This window comes from Variovorax sp. FW305-3-2-15-B-LB1, assembly GCF_058787635.1.
In genome coordinates, this window is sequence record NZ_JBYSZY010000004.1 from 34,720 (window position 1) to 54,421 (window position 19,702).

A 19,702-nucleotide genomic window follows, 5' to 3' on the forward strand; every position below is an offset into this window, starting at 1 on the left:
CTAACCTTACAGATATATCAATTCATCTGTTTGGTACATCAATGTCTCCCACCCTCGCGATCGACGGCCACGTGGCCTACCTGACGCTACACCGTCCCCAGGCCGCCAACAAGCTCACGCCGGACGATCTTCCCGTGCTGATCCAGCATGTGGACACAGTGAACCGCACGCCCGAGGTGCTGGTGCTGGTCCTGCGCGCCGAGGGCAAGTACTTCTGCAGCGGATTTGATATATCAGAGGTGGCCACCCAGAGCCAGACCGAGGGCCGCAGCTTCGGCGAGATGGTCGATGTGTTCGAAAACTGCCGCGCCGTCACCATCGCGGCGGTGCACGGTGGCGTCTACGGCGGCGCGACCGACCTCGTGCTGGCCTGCGACTTCCGCGTGGGCGCCCGCAGCGCCGAGATGTTCATGCCGGCCGCCCGGCTCGGCCTGCACTACTACCAGAGCGGCATGGAACGCTACGTGTCGCGGCTGGGGCTGGACACGGCCAAGCGCCTCTTTCTCACCGCCGAGAAGCTCGACGGCGCCGCCATGCGCGACTGCGGCTTTCTCACGCAGCTGGTCGACGACGCCGCCGCGCTCGACGCCGAGGTGCAGCGCCTGCGCACCGTGCTCGCGGGCATGGCGCCGCTGGCGCTGCTGGGCATGAAGAAGCACCTGAACCAGATCGCGCGCGGCACCGCCGACGCCGCCGCGATCTCGCGCGAGGTGCAGCGCACCGTCGCCTCCGAAGACCTCGCCGAGGGCGGCCGGGCCTGGCGCGAGAAGCGCACGCCGGTGTTCCAGGGCCGCTGAGCGCGCCCGCCCCTTCCCCACACAAGACCCAGGAGACAACCCATGAAGCAAGAACTGCGAGCCCTCTCGTTCGCCGCCGCCGCGCTGCTGGCCTCGGCCGGTGCACTGGCCGACACCTATCCCTCGCGCCCGATCACGCTGCTGGTGGGCTTCCCCGCCGGCGGCGGCGCCGACACCGTGGCGCGCATCGTCGGCGACAAGCTGGGCAAGCTGCTCGGCCAGCCCATCGTCATCGACAACAAGCCGGGCGCGGGCACCACCATCGCGTCCGACCAGGTCGCGCGCGCCGCGCCCGACGGCTACACGCTGCTGCTGGGCAGCGCCAACCTCTACGGCAGCGACAAGCTGCTCTACAAGAGCGTGAAGTACGACGGCGCGAAAAGCTTCGTGCCGATCTCGCGCTGGAGCTCGGCGCCGATGCTGCTGGCGGTGAACAAGGACGTGAGCGCCAAGACCGTGCAGGCGCTGATCGCCGAAGCGCGGCAGAACCCCGGCAAGCTGGCGTACTCGTCGTCGGGCGCGGGCGTGGTGACGCACCTGGCGGGCCTGTCGTTCGAGAAGGCGGCCGGCGTGCAGATGCTGCATGTGCCGTACAAGGGCGGCGCACCGTCGATCCAGGCCGTGGCCGCGGGCGACGTGCAGCTCACCTTCGGCACGCCGCCCTCGGTGCTGCCGATGGCGCAGGGCCAGAAGCTGCGCGTGCTGGCCGTCACCTCGGGCCAGCGCTCGCCGCTCTTTCCCGACGTGCCCAGCGTGGCCGAGGCCGGCGTGAAGGGCTACGACTACACCTTCTGGTTCGGCCTCTTCGGCCCGGCCGGCCTGCCGCCGGAGGTGGCGCAGAAGCTGTTCGACGCCAGCGTGGCGGCGCTGAACGACCCCGAGGTCAAGGCGCGAATGGAGAAGTCGGGCAACGAGTCGGCGCCGTCGAAGTCGCTCGCCGAATTCCGCGCCTGGGCCCTGGCCGAAGGCGCGAAGTCGAAGGAACTCACCGAGCGCTCGGGCGCGAGCGTCGAATGAGCACGCACGCACCCAAGGCAGGCCCGCTGCAGGGCTTCACCGTCATCGACCTCACGCGCGTGCTCGCGGGCCCGTACTGCACGCTGCTGCTCGCCGACCTGGGCGCGCGCGTCATCAAGGTGGAACAACCCGGCCTGGGCGACGACGCGCGGCAGATCGGCCCCTTCGTCGAGGGCGACTCGGCCTACTTCATGTCGGTCAACCGCAACAAGGAGTCGATCGCACTCGACCTGAAGGCGCCGACCGACCGCGCGGTCTTCGAGCAGCTGCTGGCCACGGCCGACGTGCTGGTCGAGAACTTCCGGCCCGGCACGATGGAGAAGCTGGGCTACGACTGGCCGACGCTGCACGCGCGCTTTCCGAAACTCGTGTTCACCTCGGTCTCGGGCTTCGGCCAGACCGGGCCCTACAGCAGGCGCCCCGCCTACGACATGGTGGTGCAGGCGATGGGCGGCATCATGAGCCTCACCGGCCACCCGGGCGCGCCGCCGACGCGCGTGGGCGTGTCGATCGGCGACCTCGGCGCCGGCCTGTACGCGGCCATCGGCACGCAGGCCGCGCTGCTGCAGCGCGGGCGCACGGGCGTGGGCGACCGGGTCGACGTGGCCATGCTCGACTGCCAGGTCGCGCTGCTCGAGAACGCGATCTCGCGCATGGAGGCCGAGGGCCGCGCACCGGGGCCGATCGGCTCGCGGCATCCGTCGATCACGCCCTTCGACGTGTTCCGCGCGGCCGACGGCTGGTTCGTGATCGCAGCGGGCAACGACGCGCTGTTCCAGCGCCTGTGCACTGCCCTCGAGCTGCCCGCACTCGCCGGGGACGCGCGCTTTGCCACCAACCCGGCGCGCTGCCAGCACCACGAGGCGCTCAAGCAGTTGCTCGAAGAGCGCCTGTCGACCGCGCCCTGCGCGCACTGGCAGGCGCTGCTGATGCAGCACAACATCCCCACCGGCGACTACAACGACGTGGCCGCGGTGGTGAACGACCCGCAGGTGCAGGCGCGCGAGATGCTGGTGCAGGTGCGCACGCAGGGCGGTCAGCCGCTCACGGTGGCGGGCAACCCGGTCCACGTCGGCGGGCTGCGCACGCAGGTGCGACGGCAGCCGCCGCGGCTGGACCAGGACCGCGAGGCGATCCTGGCGTCGCTCGCCCGATCCAGCGCTGCGGGTGCAGAATCCGCCCATGCAACGCAGTGACCGCCTCCGCCCCTTCGTCCTTTCCGCGCTCGGCCTCGCGGGTGCGCTGCTGCTGAGCGGCTGCGCGGTGGTCAGCGTCGCGAGCACCGCCGTGAGCGTGGGCGCCGGCGCGGTCGGCCTCGCGGCCGATGCGGCCATCGGCACCGCGCGCATCACCGGCAAAGCCGTGGGCGCGGCGGCCGACGCGGTGATTCCCGACAGCAAGGACTGACGGCCGTTCAGCGCGGCAGGCCCAGCGCCGCGAGGTGCGCGGGTGTGTGCTGCGCTTTTTCCTTGCGCACGAAGGCCGAGCGCAGCGCCGCGTGCGGCTCGGCCGGATCGAAGAAGTTGCGCCGCATGTGCGCCAGCTCCTCGTCGCGATAGGCCTGCAGCGGCTTGGCCGCCTCGTCGCGGGCACGCGCCGCCTGCTTGTCCGCCAGGCGCGCGGCCAGGTCCGGCGATGCCGCCAGTTGCGCGGCCAGCCGGCCGACCTCGTCTCCCAGTTCTTCCGGCGCAGCCTGCAGCACGCGCTGCGCCAGGCCCAGCGCCACCGCGCGCTTGGCGCTCACGGGCAGCGCCGATTGCGTGAGCCGCTCGGCCTCGTCGGCGCCCACGCGGCGCGGCAGGCTGTAAGTCCAGTATTCGGAGCCGTGCAGGCCCATGAGTTTGTAGTGCGGGTTGAGCACCACGCCGTCGCGGCACCACACCTCGTCGGCCGCGAGCGCGAGCATCACGCCGCCGGCCGCGGCATTGCCACCCAGCGCGGCCACGGTGAGGCGATCGGTGGTCGTGAGCACAGCCTCGACCAGGTCGTTCATCGCGTGGATGTTGGCCCACGATTCCTCCGCCGGATCGGCCGCCGCCTCGATCACGTTCAGGTGGATGCCGTTGGAGAAGAAGTCGCGCAGCCCGCCGAGCACCAGCACCGAGGTCGGGCGGGTGCAGGCGAAGCGGTAGGCCGACAGCAGACGCCGGCATTGCGCGGTGCTCATGGCCCCGCCCGCGAACGAGAAGTTCAGCACGCCGACCGGCCCGTGCTCGCGGTAGCGGATGTCGGTCCAGGTGCGACGGCCAGCGGGCAACTCGAGCGGCGCGGCCACCTCGGGCAGGCCGGCGGGCAGCCGCGCGCCCAGCGCCTCGACGGCCGGCAGCTTGTAGCTCGGCAGGCCGGAACCCGGCTCGCGCCAAGGCCGCAGCTGGGTGAGCCAGACCGCACCGTCGACGGTGGCGCGGCAGACGGCGCCGGCGCGGGTGGCGATCAGTTCGCCGGGCGTGCCGCGCAACTCGTCCTCGGCATGGCCGCCGTGCAGGTACCACGGCGCGCCCAGCAGCTCGTCGAGCACGCCGGGCTGCGAATCGGCCGCGCGCAGCTGCCGCAGCACCGATTCGGTGGTCTGCGTGGCCCAGTCGATGCGGCGCTCGGCCTGCTTCATGAAGGGCCGCCAGCCGGCGGCGAGGTCGGCCGCCTTCTGCCGCTTCGGCTTGTAGGTGCCCGAGGCGAAGCGCTCGACGGCCAGCAGCACGGCGTCGACGGCGGCATCGGCCACCTCGCCGCGGTACAGGTCGCTCTTGCCGGCCTGCGGCGGCACCTTCAGCGGCGACCAGGCCCAGACATCGCCCGCATCCATCTCGGCCACGGCCTCGAGCACGGTGACGCCCCAGCTGTCGACGCCGCCCTGCAGCGTCCGGTCGAGCGAGGACGGGCCGCGGTCGCCGGGCGGGCCCGGATGCACGATGAGGCAGGTGTGGGCGCGCCAGACGTCCTCGGGAATCGCGGTGGTCAGCATCGGCGCGACGATGAGTGCCGGCGCGTGCTGGCGCACGGCTTCACGCAGCGCCTCGTCATCGCCGAGCGCCAGCACGACGCCTGCTGTGTGGCCCCGGTCCTGGAGCTCGGCCAGCACGCGCTGCGTGAGGCTGTTGAACGCGCTCGCGACGAGCAGGATGTGCATGGGCGGCCTCATTGACGTTTGTTTCAAAACGTCAAAAATGTATCTGCCAGCCTCGCCGCCGATAAGCTGACTGAAAGTACTCACCGCCTGGAAATCGCGGGCCCGCCGCGACGGCCGGGCCACAATGACCGCACATGTCGTCGCCGCTGAACCTCACCCGCTTTCGCCCCCGCCTGCTGGACACGATGGCCGGCTACGACCGGGGGCGGTTCCTGGGAGACCTCGGCGCGGGCGCCACGGTGGGCATCGTGGCGCTGCCGCTGGCCATGGCGTTCGCCATCGCCTCGGGGCTCAAGCCCGAGGCCGGCATCTGGACGGCGATCATCGCGGGCTTCCTGATCTCGCTGCTGAGCGGCTCGGCCGTGCAGATCGGCGGCCCGGCGGGCGCGTTCATCGTGATCGTCTACGGCATCGTCGAGCGCTACGGCGTGGCCAACCTGCTGATCGCCACCGCCTGCGCGGGCGTGCTGCTGTTCATGGCGGGGCTGTTCGGGCTCGGGCGGCTGGTGCGTTTCGTGCCGCTGTCGATCGTGGTGGGCTTCACCAACGGCATCGCGGTGCTGATCCTGCTGTCGCAGCTCAAGGATTTGCTGGGCCTCACGGTGGAGCGCATGCCGGCCGACGTGTTCTCGCAGCTGCACGCGATGGCGCTGCGGCTGGACACGTTCAACCCGCATGCCTTCGCGCTCGGGCTGGCCTGCGTGCTCGGCCTGCTGGCGTGGTCGCGGCTGTTTCGCGGCGACTCGGCGCTGGCGCGCGCGGTGCAGCGCGTGGGCGGGCGCTGGGTGCAGACGCGCCCGGTGCAGATCGTCGGGCGCATCCCGGGGCCGATCGTCGCGCTGGTGTCGCTCACGCTGGTGTCGTGGGGCTTCGCGCTGCCGGTGGAAACCATCGGCACGCGCTTCGGCGGCATTCCCGAGGGCGTGCCGGCCTTCGCGCTGCCCGATTTCTCGTGGGAGACCGTCAAGCAGCTGGTGACGCCGACGCTGACCATCGCGCTGCTCGGCGCCATCGAGTCGCTGCTGTGCGCGCGCGTGGCCGACCAGGTCAGCGGCCAGCCGCGCCACGACCCGAACCAGGAGCTGATGGCGCAGGGCATCGCCAACATCGTCACGCCCTTCTTCGGCGGCATGCCCGCCACGGGCACCATCGCGCGCACCGTGACCAACATCCGCTCCGGCGGCAGCTCGCCCATTGCGGGCATCGTGCATGCGGTCACGCTGCTGGTCGTGGTGCTGCTGGCAGCGCCGCTGGCGCGCCATGTGCCGCTCGCGGTGCTGGCGGGCATCCTGGTGTTCGTGGGGCTGAACATGGGCGAATGGCGCGAGTTCACGCCCGGCCAGCTGCGCCACTTCAGCCGCCACTACCGGCTCCTGATGCTCGGCACCTTCTTCCTCACGGTGGTGTTCGACCTCACGGTGGCGGTGCAGGTGGGCATCGTGCTGGCGTGCGCGCTCTTCATCCGGCGCATGAGCGGGCTGTTCAGCGTCGAGCTGGTGACGCTGCAGCCGCCGGTGCTCACCTACCGGCTGTACGGCGCCATGTTCTTCGGCGCGGCGGCCAAGCTCGACGAAGCAGTGAACGCCGCGGAGCGCGCGCCGCGCGGCATGACGCTGGTGCTGGACGCCACGCACCTGATCTACATCGACGCCACCGGCGTCGATGCGCTGCGGCAGTTGCACCGGGCGGTGCTGGCGCGCGACGGATTGCTGCGCATCGAGTCGCTGCAGCCACAGCCGCTCGAGGTGCTGGAGCGCTCGGGGTTCGCCGAGGAATTGACGACGGGCCAGCCCGGCGCGTCGCACGGCGCGTAGCTGTCAGGGCGCCTCGGTGCCCCGGTCGGGCGACGACCCGCTGCGCACCACGCGCTGGTCGTCGTTCAGCGTGGCGGTGAAGACCATCGACGAATTCGGTGGTTGCACCCAGCGCCATTCCCATTCGGTTTCGCGCTTGAGCGCATAGGGCGTGACCTTGGCCGGCTTGCCCAGCAGCTTGCGCAGGTCTTCCATCATCATGCCGGGCTGCACCTTGGCGAAGTTCTCGGGCGTGAGCACCTGGCGCAGCGCGCTCATCTTGCCGTCGGCGCCGATGGTGATCATGTAGTTCTTCTGGCCCTGCGGCTGGCGGTTGAACTCCAGCACGCGGCCGTTGGGCACGTCCCAGACGTTCTCGGGTTCGCCGAAGCGCGCGCGCACGTCGGCCTCGGTCGAGACGCCCTCTTCGAGCTCGCTGATGCGCTGCGGATCGCAGCCCGCGAGCCCGATCAGCGCCGCCAGCAGTCCTGCCACGAGGCCGATCCGGCCCTTCTGAAATCGTTGCATGCCGTCCCCGGTAAAATTCGAGCGATAAAGGTCCAGTCTATGTCCATCTTCCGCCGCCCCCACTACACCTCCGAGATCACGAACTTCATCGAGGAGATGAAGCAAAAGAAGCCGACGCTGGAATCCGAACAGCGCGCCGGCCGCGCCCTGCTCTGGGACAAGCACCTCGACCGCAGCCTGCTCGAGGAGTACAGCGAAGCGCGCGTGCCGATGCAGCCGTACGTCTACCAGACCCAACCCAAGTGAATGGTGCTCACCCGGCATCCCGTCGCCCAGCCTGCGCGCACAGCTATTAAGTTGATAGCAACCTCCTCATGAGCGCAGACGAGGACAACGGCACGATCGTGGCCAGCATGCCCGAGGTCGTCGACCAGGTCGCCCTGGCCCGGCTCTACGGCGAGCCGCTGTTCGCGATGCCGAAAGACCTGTACATCCCGCCCGAGGCGCTGCAGGTCTTCCTGGAGGCCTTCGAGGGCCCGCTCGACCTGTTGCTGTACCTGATCCGCAAGCAGAACTTCAACATCCTTGACATCCCGATGGCGGGCCTGACGCGGCAGTACCTGAGCTACGTCGACGAGATCCGCCAGACCAACCTCGAGCTCGCGGCCGAGTACCTCCTGATGGCCGCGATGCTGATCGAGATCAAGTCGCGCATGCTGCTGCCGCCCAAGAAGGTGGCCGACGGCGAAGAGGCCGAAGACCCGCGCGCCGAGCTGGTTCGCCGGCTCATGGAGTACGAGCAGACCAAGCTGCAGGCCGCCGCCATCAGCGCCCTGCCGACCTACGGGCGCGACTTCTGGAAGGCCCAGGTCTACATCGAGCAGTCGATCAAGCCGCGCTTTCCCGACGTCGACGTGGTCGAGCTGCGCGACGCCTGGGCCGACATCATGAAGCGCGCCAAGCTCGTGCAGCACCACAAGATCTCGCGCGAAGAGCTCAACGTGCGCGAGCACATGAGCATCGTGCTGCGCCACCTGCAGGGCCAGCGTTTCGTCGAGTTCGAGAAGCTCTTCGACGTCTCGCGCGGCGTGCCGGTGCTGATCGTCACCTTCATCGCGATGCTCGAACTCGCGAAAGAGACGCTGATCGACATCACGCAGGCCGAGGCCTTCGCCCCCATCTACGTCCGACTGGCCTACTCGCCGGCCTGACCCAACCGGTTCCCACGCCTGTGACTTCCGCCGTTCGCGACTTCGACGTCCTCATTGTCGGCAGCGGCCTCGCAGGCCTCTCCGCCGCGCTGCACCTGGCCCCCACGCACCGCGTGGCCGTGCTCACCAAGCGCGCGCTGAACGACGGCTCCAGCGCCTGGGCGCAGGGCGGCATCGCGGCCGTGCTGGCGGCGGGCGACAGCTTCGACGCTCACGTGGAAGACACGCTGGTCGCCGGCGCCGGCCTGTGCGACCCCGAGGCCACGCGCTTCGTGGTCGAAGGCGCGCCGCAGGCCATCGGCTGGCTGCGCGAACTCGGCGTGCCCTTCTCGGAAGAAGGCGGCGACCTGCACCTGACGCGCGAAGGCGGCCACAGCCAGCGCCGCATCGTGCACGTGACCGACGCCACCGGCGCGGCCGTGCAGCAGGTGCTGATCGAGCGCGTGCGCCGCACGCCCAACATCACGCTGTTCGAGCACCACACGCTGGTCGACCTGGTCACCGGCACCAAGCTCGGACTGGCCGATCTGTCGTGCCAGGGCCTGTACGCGCTGGACGACGAGACCGACGAGGTGCTGGCCTTCCGCGCGCCGCACACCATCCTGGCCACGGGCGGCGCGGGCAAGGTGTACCTGTACACCACCAACCCCGACACCGCCACCGGCGACGGCATTGCCGCCGCCTGGCGCGCGGGCTGCCGGGTGTCGAACCTGGAGTTCATCCAGTTCCACCCGACCTGCCTGTACCACCCGCATGCCAAGTCGTTCCTGATCAGCGAGGCGGTGCGCGGCGAAGGCGGGCTGCTGAAATTGCCCGACGGCACGCGCTTCATGCCCAAGCACGACGAGCGCGCCGAACTCGCGCCGCGCGACGTGGTGGCCCGTGCCATCGACTTCGAGATGAAGAAGCACGGCCTGGACTGCGTGTACCTCGACATCTCGCACCAGCCGCCCGCGTTCCTGAAGGAGCACTTCCCCAACATCCTGGCGCGCTGCCTGGAGCTGGGCATCGACATCACGCGCGAGCCGATTCCCGTGGTGCCCGCCGCGCACTACACCTGCGGCGGCGTGCTCAGCGACCTGGCTGGTCGCACCGACATCCCGGGCCTGTACGCCATCGGCGAAACCGCCTGCACCGGCCTGCACGGCGCCAACCGGCTGGCCAGCAACTCGCTGGTCGAGTGCATGGTGTTCGCGCGCGCCGCGGCCGACGCCATCGCGCAAGCCCCGTCGCGCGAACGCGCCGCGCTGCCCGCCTGGGACGAAAGCCGCGTCACCGACGCCGACGAAGCCGTGGTCATCTCCCACAACTGGGACGAGCTGCGCCGCTTCATGTGGGACTACGTCGGCATCGTGCGCACCAACAAGCGCCTGGAGCGCGCGAGCCATCGCATCGCGCTGCTGCAGGCCGAGATCCAGGAGTTCTACGCGAACTTCCACGTCACGCGCGACCTGCTCGAACTGCGCAACCTGGTGCAGGTGGCCGAGCTGATCGTGCGTTCCGCGCAGGCCCGCCACGAGAGCCGTGGCCTGCATTTCAGTCGCGATTACCCTTCGCTGGCCGAGCCCACCGCACCCACCGTGCTGGTGCCGCCGGTCGACTGAGCCCACCCTTCGTCACCTTTCGATCACCCTCAGGATGCCCGGCCACCGACGCCCGCAGGGAGAAAGCCAACCATGTCGAACACCCCTACCTCACTTACCCCACCGTCCGAAGCCCCGCCCGCCTCGCCCTACGGCACGCTGCCGCCCGCCTCGCCCCTGGCGCAGCGCAAGCCCGTGAGCCTGCCGCGGCTGGCGGACATGCATGCGCGCGGCGAGAAGATCGCCATGCTCACCGCCTACGACGCCACCTTCGCGGCCATGGCCGACGCGGCCGGCATCGACTGCCTGCTGGTCGGCGACTCGCTGGGCATGGTCTGCCAGGGCCTGAACAGCACCGTGGGCGTGAGCCTGGAGGCCATGCGCTATCACACCGACAGCGTCTCGCGCGGCCTGCGCCGCGTGCAGGGCACGACCTGGCTCATCGCCGACCTGCCCTTCGGCAGCTACCAGGAATCGCGCGAGCAGGCCCTGGCCAGCGCCACCGTGCTGATGCAGGCCGGCGCGCACATGGTCAAGCTCGAAGGCGGCGGCTGGACCACCGAAACGGTGCGCTTCCTGGTCGAGCGCGGCATTCCCGTGTGCGCCCACCTGGGCCTGACGCCGCAGACCGTGCATGCGCTCGGCGGCTACCGCGTGCAGGGCAAGGGCGACACCGCCGGCGCGCTGCTCAAGCAGCAGGCCCACGCGCTGCAGGACGCGGGCGCCGCCATGCTGGTGCTCGAGATGGTGCCGGCCGCGCTGGCCGCCGAACTCACCACGGAGCTGAAGCACTGCGCCACCATCGGCATCGGCGCCGGCAAGGCCACCGCGGGCCAGGTGCTCGTGCTGCACGACATGCTGGGCATCAACCTCGGGAAGATGCCGAAGTTCGTGCGTAACTTCATGGCCGATGCGCCGGGCGTGCTGCCCGCGCTGCAGGCGTACGTGCAGGCCGTGAAGAACGGCAGCTTCCCCGACGACCGCCTCCACGCCTGGTAAGCACAGAAGGACACCGACCATGTACATCGCCAAGACCATCGACGAACTGCGCCAGCACCTGTCTTCCAGCCAACGGCCCGCCTTCGTGCCCACCATGGGCAACCTGCACGAGGGCCACCTCGCGCTCGTGCGCCAGGCCAAGCCGCTGGGCGACGCCACCGTGGCGAGCATCTTCGTGAACCGCCTGCAGTTTTTGCCGCACGAAGACTTCGACACCTACCCGCGCACCTGGGACAGCGACTGCGAGAAGCTGCGCGCCGCCGGCTGCGACGTGCTGTTCGCGCCCGACGAGAAGGCGCTCTACCCCGAGCCCCAGACCTGCAAGGTGCATCCCGACCCGGCGCTGGCCGACCTGCTCGAAGGGCACTTTCGCCCCGGCTTCTTCATCGGCGTGTGCACGGTGGTGATGAAGCTGTTCCAGTGCGTGCAGCCGCGCGTGGCCGTGTTCGGCAAGAAGGACTACCAGCAGCTCATGATGATCCGCCACATGGTGCGGCAGTTCGCGCTGCCGATCGAGATCGTCGGCGGCGAGACCTTCCGCGCCGACGACGGCCTGGCGCTCTCGTCGCGCAACGGCTACCTGAGCGCCACCGAGCGCGCCGAGGCCGTGCAGCTGTCGCAGGCGCTGCGGGCCATGGCCGAGGCCGTGCGCGCCGGCGAGCGCGACGTGGCCGCCCTCGAGGCGCGCGCCATGCAGTCGCTCGCGCAGCGCGGCTGGCAGCCCGACTACGTGGTGCTGCGCCGCCGCGCCGACCTGCAGGCGCCGCAGCCCGGCGATGCGCTCGTGGCCCTGGCCGCCGCGCGGCTGGGCAGCACGCGGCTCATCGACAACCTCGAAATCGACACTCCTCTTTCGGCATGACCTACAGCGTCAAGGAAATCTTCTACACGCTGCAAGGCGAAGGCGGCCAGGCCGGCATGCCGGCCGTGTTCTGCCGCTTCGCCGGCTGCAACCTCTGGACCGGCCGCGAGGAAGACCGCGACACGGCCGTCTGCCGTTTCTGCGACACCGACTTCGTCGGCACCGACGGCACGCTGGGCGGCAAGTTCAAGAACGCCGACCAACTCGCCGACACCATCGCCGCGCAATGGCCCGCCGGCGACACCGCGCACCGGCTGGTCGTGCTCACGGGCGGCGAGCCGCTGCTGCAGGTCGATGCGGCGCTGGTCGATGCGCTGCACGCGCGGCATTTCCGCATCGCGGTCGAGAGCAACGGCACGGTCGCCGCGCCCGCGGGCATCGACTGGCTGTGCATCAGCCCCAAGGCCGGTGCGCCCTGGGTGCAGCAGCGCGGCCAGGAGCTGAAGCTGGTGTGGCCGCAGGCCGGCATCGAGCTCGATGCGATGGCACGCACGGGCGAGTTCACGCACCGCTTTCTGCAGCCGATGGACGGGCCCGACCGGCTCGCCAACACCGAGCTGTGCATCGCCGAATGCATGAAGCAGCCGGTGTGGCGCCTGAGCGTGCAGACCCACAAGATCACGGGCATCCGCTGACGCGCGGCCCGTTTCAGTTTCGAGTTTTCTTTTTCTGACGATGCGCTTCACCATCAGCCAACGCTTCTTCTTCGACGCCGCCCACACGCTCAAACGCGAGATCGAGGTCGAAGGCAGCCGCCGTATTCATGGCCACACCTACCACGCGGAGGTGTGGCTCGCGGGCGAACGCGACCCGGTGACGGGCATGGTGATCGACCTGGGCCTGCTGCGCCGCCGGCTCGAGGACGTGCGCGAACAGCTCGACCACCACCTGCTGGACGACGTGCCGGGGCTGCATCCGCCGACGCTGGAGAACCTGTGCGTGTTCATCGCCGACGCGCTGCCCGACCTGCGGCCGTCGCTGGCGCGCGTGCGCGTGTGGCGCGAGGCGCTCGGCGACAGCTGTACGGTGGAGTTCTAGCCGCCGGTCAGGCGGCGCCGATGCCGGCGACCAGGCTGCCCGGCGCCTGGCCGTTCTTCAGCCCGGCGGTGAACGCCAGCATGCGGTCGATCGGCACGCGCGCGCGCACACCGAGCGCCGGATCGACGTGGATCTCGCCTGCGCCGGTCTCCAGCGCATTCGCCAGTTCCACGAGCCCGTTCATCGCCATCCACGGGCAGTGCGCGCAGCTCTTGCAGGTGCCGCCGTTGCCCGCCGTGGGCGCTTCGATGAAGGTCTTGCCGGGGTTCAGCGTGCGCAGCTTGTGCAGCATGCCGGTGTCGGTGGCGACGATGAACTCGGTCGCGTCGAAGCGCTGCGCCGCGTTCAGGATGGCCGAGGTGGAGCCCACCGCATGCGCCAGCGCGATCACGTCCGAGGGCGACTCGGGGTGCACCAGCACCTTGGCCTTCGGGTGTTCCTTCATGAGCAGCTCGAGTTCGAGCGCCTTGAATTCGTCGTGCACGATGCAGGCGCCGTTCCAGCTGACCATGTCGGCGCCGGTCTGGCGGCGGATGTAGTCGCCCAGGTGGCGGTCGGGGCCCCAGAGGATCTTCTGGCCGGCCGCATGCAGCGCATTCACCACGTCGAGCGCGCAGCTGGAAGTGACGAGCCAGTCGGCGCGCGCCTTCACGGCCGCGCTGGTGTTGGCGTAGACCACCACGGTGCGGTCGGGATGCTGGTCGCAGAAGGCGCTGAATTCGTCGACCGGGCAGCCCAGGTCGAGCGAGCAGTTGGCGTCCAGGTCGGGCATCAGCACGCGCTTTTCGGGCGAGAGGATCTTCGAGGTCTCGCCCATGAAGCGCACGCCCGACACCACCAGCGTGGTGGCGGCGTGGTCACGGCCGAAGCGCGCCATCTCGAGCGAATCGCTCACGATGCCGCCGGTTTCCTCGGCCAGGTCCTGCAGATCGGGGTGCACGTAGAAGTGCGACACCATCACCGCGTTGCGCTCGCGCAGCAGGCGGCGGATGCGCTCCTTCAGCGCGACGCGCTCGTCGGGCGAAGGCTCGGGGGGCACGCGGGCCCAGGCGTGGCGCGTGTCGCAGACCGCGCCTTGCGCGGGCTGTTCGTAGTCGACATCGATGACGGAAGCGGTCGTCATGGCGGTTCAGTGGGTCAGGAAGCGCATCGAGTAGTCGATGGCCTTCACGTCCTTGGTCAACGCGCCGATCGAGATCCGGTCGACACCGGTCTCGGCCAGGGCGCGCAGGCCGTCGAGCGTGACGCCGCCGGAGATCTCGAGCACGGCCTTGCGGCCCTCGCCCACGGCGTCGTTCAGGCGCACGGCCTCGCGCAGCGTGGGCAGGTCCATGTTGTCGAGCAGCACCATGCGGGCGCCGGCGTCCAGCGCTTCCTGCAGCTGGGCCAGGGTCTCGACCTCGACCTCGACAAAGGCGGCCTGCGCGGCCACGGGCGCCACCGCGCGCAGGGCGGCGGCCACGCCACCGGCCGCGGCGATGTGGTTTTCCTTGATGAGCACCGCGTCGTACAGGCCGATGCGGTGGTTCAGCCCGCCGCCGGTGCGCACCGCGTACTTCTGCGCCAGGCGCAGGCCCGGCAGGGTCTTGCGGGTGTCGACGATGCGGGCACGGGTGCCCTTTACAGCGTCGGCGTACAGCGCGGTCTTGGTGGCGACCGCACTCAGCAACTGCAGGAAGTTGAGCGCGGTGCGCTCGGCCGTCAGCAGCGCGCGGGCGCCACCTTCGATTTCGAGCACGGGCTGGTCGGCGGCGCAGCGCTGGCCTTCGCCGCACAGCCAGGTGATGCGCGCCTGCGGATCGAGCCGCCGCACGGTGGCCTCGACCCAGGGCGCGCCGCACACCACGGCGGTTTCGCGCGCGAGCACGCGGGCATGGGCGGTGCGGGAGGCGTCGACCAGCGAGGCGGTCAGGTCGCCGTCGGCGACGTCTTCCTGCAGGGCGCGGGCGACGTCGGACTCGGCCAGCGCGGCGACGGCCGACGCCGAGAAATCAAAGCGAGGGCTCATGTCTCTGGAATCTCTAATCTTCTTCAGGAGGAATGGCGCGAGGCCGGACCGGCCGGCGGCTGCACCGACTCGGGCACCGGGTCGCGCCCGGTCAGCGCCGCGACGGCGTCGCGCGGGCTCACCTGGCCGTCGAGCAGCGCGACCACGCCTTCAGCGATGGGCATCTCGATGCCCAGGCCGCGCGCGCGCTGCACCACGGTGCGGGCGCAGTACACGCCCTCGGCCACGTGGCCCAGCGAATCGACGGCCTGCGCGAGCGTGCGGCCCTGGGCCAGCAGCAGCCCGACCTTGCGGTTGCGCGACAGGTCGCCGGTGGCGGTCAGCACGAGGTCGCCCAGGCCCGACAGGCCCATGAAGGTGTCGGCGCGGGCGCCGAGCGCCAGGCCGAAACGGGTCATTTCGGCCAGGCCGCGGGTGATCAGCGCCGCGCGGGCGTTGAGCCCGAGCGCGAGGCCGTCGCACAGCCCGGTGGCGATGGCGAGCACGTTCTTCACGGCGCCGCCGACTTCGACACCGACGATGTCGTCGTTGGCGTACACGCGCAGGGCCGGGCCGTGGAAGGCGTCGACCAGCGCATCGCGCACGCCGGCGTGCGGGCTGGCGGCCACCAGCGCGGTCGGACGCCCTTCGGCGACCTCCTGCGCAAAGCTGGGGCCGCTGAGCACGCCTGCCTTCAATTCAGGGGCGACCTGGGCCCAGATCTCGTGGGCGAGCAGGCCGTAGGCGGTGGGAGAGGCATCGAGCGCGGGCTCGACGCCCTTGCACAGCCACGCCACCTGGGCGCTGGTGCCGCGCAAGGCGATCAGCTGTTCGCGCAGGGCGGCCATGGGCGTGGCCACGATGACGAGGTCGGCCCCGGCCTGCGCCTGGGCGATGTCGCCCGCGCGCACGGCCAGCGAGGCCGGCAGGGCCAGCCCGGGAAGGTAGCGGGTGTTTTCACGCGCGGCCGACATGGCGTCGGCCTGGGCGGCGTCGCGCGCCCAGAGGGTGACCTCGTGGCGGGCCGCCGCGTTGACTGCGACGGCCGTGCCCCAGGCACCGGCGCCATGAACGCAGATCTTCATCGTGCGCTGGCGGCGTCGTGCGGCCGGTTTACTGGGCCAGGGTGGGGGCAGCCTGGCCGGCGGCCTGGGCTTGCTGCTGCTCGTACATGGCCTGGAAGTTGATTTCGGCCAGGTGCACGGGCGGGAAGCCGCCGCGCTGGATCACGTCGGCCACGTTGCCGCGCAGGTACGGGTAGACGATCTGCGGGCAGGCGATGCCCAGGATCGGGCCCATCTGGTCTTCCGGCAGGTTGCGGATCTCGAAGATACCGGCTTGCTTGGCTTCGACCAGGAACACGGTGCGGTCTTCGATCTTGGTCTGCACGGTGGCCGACACGGTGATCTCGAAGATGCCGTCGGCCACGGGCTGGGCGTCCACGCCGAGCTGGATGTCGACGGTGGGCTGCGTCTGCTCCAGCAGGATAGCGGGCGAGTTGGGTTGTTCGAGCGACAGGTCCTTGAGGTAGACGCGCTGGATCTGGAACACGGGATCTTGGGCTTGCTGGTCGGCCATGGCTGAACTTTCGAGGATCAAAACAATGCCCGCCGGGGAGAGGGTCCCGCAGCGGGCTGCAGATGAGGGAACAAACGATTATCGCCCGACGGCCCGCGCACTTTCGTGACGCCCGGCCGCGCGGGGCTTCAGGCGCCTTGCAGCAGCGGAACGAGTCCGCCGCGGCTGTCCAGAGCCATGAGGTCGTCGCAACCGCCCACGTGGGTGTCGCCGATGAAGATCTGCGGCACCGTGCGGCGCTGGGTGATCTCCATCATGGTGGTGCGGGCTTGCGGGTCGGTGTCGATGCGGATCTCTTCGATCTGCTCGACGCCCTTGGCCTTGAGGATCTGCTTTGCACGCGTGCAGTACGGGCAGACGGCGGTGGTGTACATCTTGACGGCTTGCATGCGCTCTACCTTGGGGGAAATCAGGCTTTTTCAACCGGCAGGTTAGCCTCTTTCCAAGCCTTGAGCCCGCCGGCCACCGCTTGGGCCTGCTCGTAGCCGAGCTTCTTGGCCGTGGCCACGGCGCGCTGGGCGCGGGCGCCGGTGGCGCACACCAGCAGCAGCGGCACGTTCTTGTTCTTGACCGTGCTGGCCAGCTTCTCGTCCAGCAGGTTCAGGGGCACGTTCTTGGCGCCGATCATGTGGCCGGTCGCGAATTCTTCGGGTTCGCGCACGTCGACCAGCACCGCGCGTTCGCGGTTGATGAGCTGCACGGCGCCCTGGGCCGTGAGCGTGCCGCCGCCCGCCCCCCGGAGCATCGGCCAGGCCAGCATGCCGCCCGAAGTGAGCGCCATCAGGATCAGCATCCAGTTCGCGGTGACGAATTCGATCAATTTCACGGGGGTTCCTTGGATGGCAAACCCGGGATTTTAGAATGCTGGTTTTCCCACGCGCTGCCAAAGGCCTCCGACATGCACAAACTGGTACTGATCCGCCACGGCGAATCGACCTGGAACCTCGAAAACCGCTTCACCGGCTGGACCGACGTCGACCTGACCAAAACCGGCGTCGAGCAGGCCAAGCAGGCCGGCCGGCTGCTCAAGGCCGAGGGCTACGACTTCGACGTGGCCTACACCAGCGTGCTCAAGCGCGCCACCCGCACCCTCTGGCACACGCTCGACGAACTCGACCGCACCTGGCTGCCCGTGGTGCACTCGTGGCGCCTGAACGAGCGCCACTACGGCGGCCTGCAGGGCCTGAACAAGGCCGAAACCGCCAAGAAGTACGGCGACGAGCAGGTGCTGGTCTGGCGCCGCAGCTACAGCACCCCGCCGCCGCCGCTGGAAGCCGACGACCCGCGCAGCGAGCGTTCCGACGTGCGCTACGCCAAGCTGTCGCCCGAGCAGATCCCTCTGACCGAATGCCTGAAGGACACGGTGGCGCGCGTGCTGCCGTTCTGGAACGAATCGATGGCCCCGGCCATCCGCACCGGCCGCCGCCTGGTCGTGGCCGCGCACGGCAACTCGATCCGCGCACTGGTGAAGTACCTGGACGGCATCTCGGACGACGCCATCGTCGGCCTGAACATCCCGAACGGCATCCCGCTCGTGTACGAGCTGGACGACGACCTCAAGCCCCTGCGCCACTACTACCTGGGCGATGCCGCGGCCGCCGAAAAGGCCGCCGCCGCGGTGGCTTCGCAGGGCAAGGGCTGAAGACGTAAGCAAAAGAAGAAAACCCCGCCTGCCGGTTCCTCCGTGGAACCCCGGCAGGCAATTTGCTTCCAAGCTGTGTATATTGGTTCGACAGCCGTCGACATACAGGACATTTCACTCATGATGGGCCAGAAACTGAAGATCACCGGCTGGGTCGCCGCCGGCGCCGTTGCTGGCGTCCTGACCACCGTCTCGCTGCAGACGGTCGCGCGGGGTTCGCTCGCGCCGCTCCCGCTCGAGGAGTTGCAGCAGCTCGCGGCCGTCTTCGGGATGGTCAAGAGCGACTATGTCGAGGCGGTCGACGAGAAGAAACTCATCTCGGACGCCATCTCGGGCATGGTCGCCGGGCTCGATCCGCACTCGCAGTACTTCGACAAGAAGTCGTTCAAGGAATTCCGCGAGGGCACCACGGGCCGCTTCGTCGGCGTGGGCATCGAAATCTCGCAGGAAGACGGCCTCATCAAGGTCGTCTCGCCCATCGAGGGCTCGCCGGCCTTCCGCGCCGGCTTGAAGCCGAATGACCTGATCACCAAGATCGACGACACCGCCGTGCGCGGCCTGTCGCTGAACGAAGCCGTCAAGCGCATGCGCGGCGAGGCCAACACCAAGGTGCTGCTGACCATCTTCCGCAAGGACGAGAGCCGCACCTTCCCGGTCACGATCACGCGCGAGGAAATCCGTACCCAGTCGGTGCGCGGCAAGATGATCGAGCCGGGCTACGGCTGGATCCGCCTGTCGCAGTTCCAGGAGCGCACGGTCGACGACTTCGTCAAGAAGATCGAGGAGCTCTACAAGGAAGACCCGAACCTCAAGGGCCTGGTGCTCGACCTGCGCAACGACCCGGGCGGCCTGCTCGACGCGGCGGTGGCGGTGTCGGCGGCCTTCCTGCCCGAGAACGTCACGGTGGTCACCACCGACGGCCAGCTGGCCGAAAGCAAGTCAATCTACAAGGCGGCGCCGGAGTACTACCAGCGCCGTTCGGGCAGCGACCCGCTGCGCAACCTGCCGGCCGCGCTCAAGAACGTGCCGCTGGTGGTGCTGGTGAACGAAGGCTCGGCCTCGGCCAGCGAGATCGTGGCCGGCGCACTGCAGGATCACAAGCGCGCCACCATCATGGGCAGCCAGACCTTCGGCAAGGGCTCGGTGCAGACCGTGCGCCCGCTCGGCCCGGACACCGGCCTGAAGATCACCACCGCGCGCTACTACACGCCCAGCGGCACCTCGATCCAGGCCAAGGGCATCGTGCCCAACGTGCTGGTCGACGAAAGCGCCGAGGGCAGCCCCTTCGCCGCCCTGCGCATGCGCGAGGCCGACCTCGAGAAGCACCTGGCCAGCGGCCAGGGCCCCGAGGTGAAGGACCCCGAGCGTGAAAAGGCCCGCGACGAAGCCCGCAAGCGCCTCGAGGAAGAAGCCAAGAAGCCGCCGCAGGACCGCAAGGTGCCCGAGTTCGGCACCGACAAGGACTTCCCGCTGGTGCAGGCGCTCAACCGCCTGAAGGGCCAGCCGGTGCTCGTGAGCAAGACGCAGGTCATCGTCGACAACAAGGACGAGAAGAAGGAAAACTGATCCCGGCGAGCGGGCCGCACGCACCGTGCGGTTC

22 protein-coding genes are annotated in these 19,702 nt (G+C 69.6%); 14 read left to right on the forward strand and 8 right to left on the reverse strand.

All coding sequences use genetic code 11. The features are described 5' to 3' along the window. The first annotated feature begins 41 nt into the window (after nt 1–41). Genes AC3WQR_RS03810 through AC3WQR_RS03825 form a run of 4 tightly spaced genes read left to right on the forward strand, consistent with a single transcriptional unit; the run spans nt 42 to nt 3,221 of the window. Nucleotides 42–797, forward strand: a complete 756-nt coding sequence (locus AC3WQR_RS03810; protein WP_159274934.1) for an enoyl-CoA hydratase/isomerase family protein — start codon at nt 42–44, stop codon at nt 795–797. A 42-nt stretch (nt 798–839) separates the two neighbouring features. Next, a complete protein-coding gene (locus AC3WQR_RS03815) occupies nt 840–1,814 on the forward strand; it encodes a Bug family tripartite tricarboxylate transporter substrate binding protein (protein WP_062478940.1) in 975 nt (324 codons plus the stop codon). Next, nucleotides 1,811–3,010: a CaiB/BaiF CoA transferase family protein gene (locus AC3WQR_RS03820; protein ID WP_492741195.1), complete on the forward strand. Its 1,200-nt coding sequence runs from the start codon at nt 1,811–1,813 to the stop codon at nt 3,008–3,010. The genes AC3WQR_RS03815 and AC3WQR_RS03820 overlap by 4 nt, the downstream gene beginning before the upstream one ends. Then, nucleotides 2,997–3,221 carry a hypothetical protein gene (locus AC3WQR_RS03825; protein ID WP_390346101.1) on the forward strand — a complete coding sequence of 75 codons (225 nt, stop codon included), beginning with the start codon at nt 2,997–2,999 and terminating at the stop codon, nt 3,219–3,221. Before AC3WQR_RS03820 ends, AC3WQR_RS03825 begins: the two co-directional genes overlap by 14 nt. Before the next feature lie 7 nt (nt 3,222–3,228). Here the strand turns inward: AC3WQR_RS03825 and AC3WQR_RS03830 are convergent, their stop codons facing one another. Beyond that, on the reverse strand, nt 3,229–4,941 hold the full coding sequence (locus AC3WQR_RS03830; RefSeq protein ID WP_492741196.1) for a hydrogenase maturation protein: 1,713 nt from the start codon (nt 4,939–4,941) through the stop codon (nt 3,229–3,231). A gap of 134 nt (nt 4,942–5,075) precedes the next feature. Here AC3WQR_RS03830 and AC3WQR_RS03835 point away from each other — a divergent pair, with 134 nt between their 5' ends. Next, complete coding sequence (locus AC3WQR_RS03835) at nt 5,076–6,755, forward strand: SulP family inorganic anion transporter (RefSeq protein ID WP_492741197.1); 1,680 nt, start codon at nt 5,076–5,078, stop codon at nt 6,753–6,755. A 3-nt stretch (nt 6,756–6,758) separates the two neighbouring features. Here AC3WQR_RS03835 and AC3WQR_RS03840 read toward each other — a convergent pair whose 3' ends face one another. Continuing rightward, nucleotides 6,759–7,262 carry a hypothetical protein gene (locus AC3WQR_RS03840; RefSeq protein ID WP_062477116.1) on the reverse strand — a complete coding sequence of 168 codons (504 nt, stop codon included), beginning with the start codon at nt 7,260–7,262 and terminating at the stop codon, nt 6,759–6,761. 39 nt (nt 7,263–7,301) lie between these two features. Between AC3WQR_RS03840 and AC3WQR_RS03845 the strand changes: the two genes are divergently transcribed. The 7 genes from AC3WQR_RS03845 to AC3WQR_RS03875 all read left to right on the forward strand — a co-directional run bounded on the left by AC3WQR_RS03845 (nt 7,302) and on the right by AC3WQR_RS03875 (nt 12,895). Next, complete coding sequence (locus AC3WQR_RS03845; protein WP_070061458.1) at nt 7,302–7,508, forward strand: DUF3460 family protein; 207 nt, start codon at nt 7,302–7,304, stop codon at nt 7,506–7,508. Nucleotides 7,509–7,576: 68 nt separating this feature from the next. After that, on the forward strand, nt 7,577–8,413 hold the full coding sequence (locus tag AC3WQR_RS03850) for a segregation and condensation protein A (RefSeq protein WP_056578351.1): 837 nt from the start codon (nt 7,577–7,579) through the stop codon (nt 8,411–8,413). 20 nt (nt 8,414–8,433) lie between these two features. Continuing rightward, nucleotides 8,434–10,017 (forward strand): L-aspartate oxidase, encoded by a 1,584-nt coding sequence (nadB, locus tag AC3WQR_RS03855; protein WP_492741198.1) that lies wholly within the window; start codon nt 8,434–8,436, stop codon nt 10,015–10,017. A gap of 72 nt (nt 10,018–10,089) precedes the next feature. Further along, nucleotides 10,090–10,995, forward strand: a complete 906-nt coding sequence (panB, locus tag AC3WQR_RS03860; RefSeq protein WP_492741199.1) for a 3-methyl-2-oxobutanoate hydroxymethyltransferase — start codon at nt 10,090–10,092, stop codon at nt 10,993–10,995. A 19-nt stretch (nt 10,996–11,014) separates the two neighbouring features. Further along, nucleotides 11,015–11,857 (forward strand): pantoate--beta-alanine ligase, encoded by an 843-nt coding sequence (gene panC, locus AC3WQR_RS03865; protein WP_492741200.1) that lies wholly within the window; start codon nt 11,015–11,017, stop codon nt 11,855–11,857. After that, entirely contained in the window at nt 11,854–12,492 is a 639-nt protein-coding gene (gene queE, locus AC3WQR_RS03870; RefSeq protein WP_492741201.1) for a 7-carboxy-7-deazaguanine synthase, read from the forward strand. Before panC ends, queE begins: the two co-directional genes overlap by 4 nt. Nucleotides 12,493–12,532: 40 nt before the next feature. Continuing rightward, nucleotides 12,533–12,895, forward strand: a complete 363-nt coding sequence (locus tag AC3WQR_RS03875; RefSeq protein ID WP_062477101.1) for a 6-carboxytetrahydropterin synthase — start codon at nt 12,533–12,535, stop codon at nt 12,893–12,895. A 7-nt stretch (nt 12,896–12,902) separates the two neighbouring features. Here AC3WQR_RS03875 and nadA read toward each other — a convergent pair whose 3' ends face one another. The 6 genes from nadA to AC3WQR_RS03905 all read right to left on the reverse strand — a co-directional run bounded on the left by nadA (nt 12,903) and on the right by AC3WQR_RS03905 (nt 17,253). Continuing rightward, nucleotides 12,903–14,018, reverse strand: coding sequence for a quinolinate synthase NadA (gene nadA, locus AC3WQR_RS03880; RefSeq protein WP_492728704.1), 1,116 nt, complete (start codon nt 14,016–14,018; stop codon nt 12,903–12,905). A gap of 6 nt (nt 14,019–14,024) precedes the next feature. Next, entirely contained in the window at nt 14,025–14,903 is an 879-nt protein-coding gene (gene nadC, locus AC3WQR_RS03885) for a carboxylating nicotinate-nucleotide diphosphorylase (RefSeq protein ID WP_487847817.1), read from the reverse strand. A gap of 23 nt (nt 14,904–14,926) precedes the next feature. Then, nucleotides 14,927–15,967, reverse strand: coding sequence for an NAD(P)H-dependent glycerol-3-phosphate dehydrogenase (locus AC3WQR_RS03890; protein ID WP_492741202.1), 1,041 nt, complete (start codon nt 15,965–15,967; stop codon nt 14,927–14,929). A gap of 28 nt (nt 15,968–15,995) precedes the next feature. Next, a complete protein-coding gene (secB, locus tag AC3WQR_RS03895) occupies nt 15,996–16,460 on the reverse strand; it encodes a protein-export chaperone SecB (RefSeq protein WP_056578332.1) in 465 nt (154 codons plus the stop codon). Between the two features lie 128 nt (nt 16,461–16,588). Next, the gene (gene grxC / locus AC3WQR_RS03900; RefSeq protein WP_062477087.1) at nt 16,589–16,849 is read right to left on the reverse strand and encodes a glutaredoxin 3; all 261 of its coding nucleotides are present in this window, start codon (nt 16,847–16,849) and stop codon (nt 16,589–16,591) included. Nucleotides 16,850–16,869: 20 nt separating this feature from the next. Beyond that, the gene (locus AC3WQR_RS03905; RefSeq protein ID WP_370681259.1) at nt 16,870–17,253 is read right to left on the reverse strand and encodes a rhodanese-like domain-containing protein; all 384 of its coding nucleotides are present in this window, start codon (nt 17,251–17,253) and stop codon (nt 16,870–16,872) included. A gap of 105 nt (nt 17,254–17,358) precedes the next feature. Between AC3WQR_RS03905 and gpmA the strand changes: the two genes are divergently transcribed. Further along, nucleotides 17,359–18,102, forward strand: coding sequence for a 2,3-diphosphoglycerate-dependent phosphoglycerate mutase (gpmA, locus tag AC3WQR_RS03910; protein ID WP_492741203.1), 744 nt, complete (start codon nt 17,359–17,361; stop codon nt 18,100–18,102). 123 nt (nt 18,103–18,225) lie between these two features. Continuing rightward, nucleotides 18,226–19,668 carry a S41 family peptidase gene (locus AC3WQR_RS03915; protein WP_062477129.1) on the forward strand — a complete coding sequence of 481 codons (1,443 nt, stop codon included), beginning with the start codon at nt 18,226–18,228 and terminating at the stop codon, nt 19,666–19,668. Nucleotides 19,669–19,702: the final 34 nt, after the last annotated feature.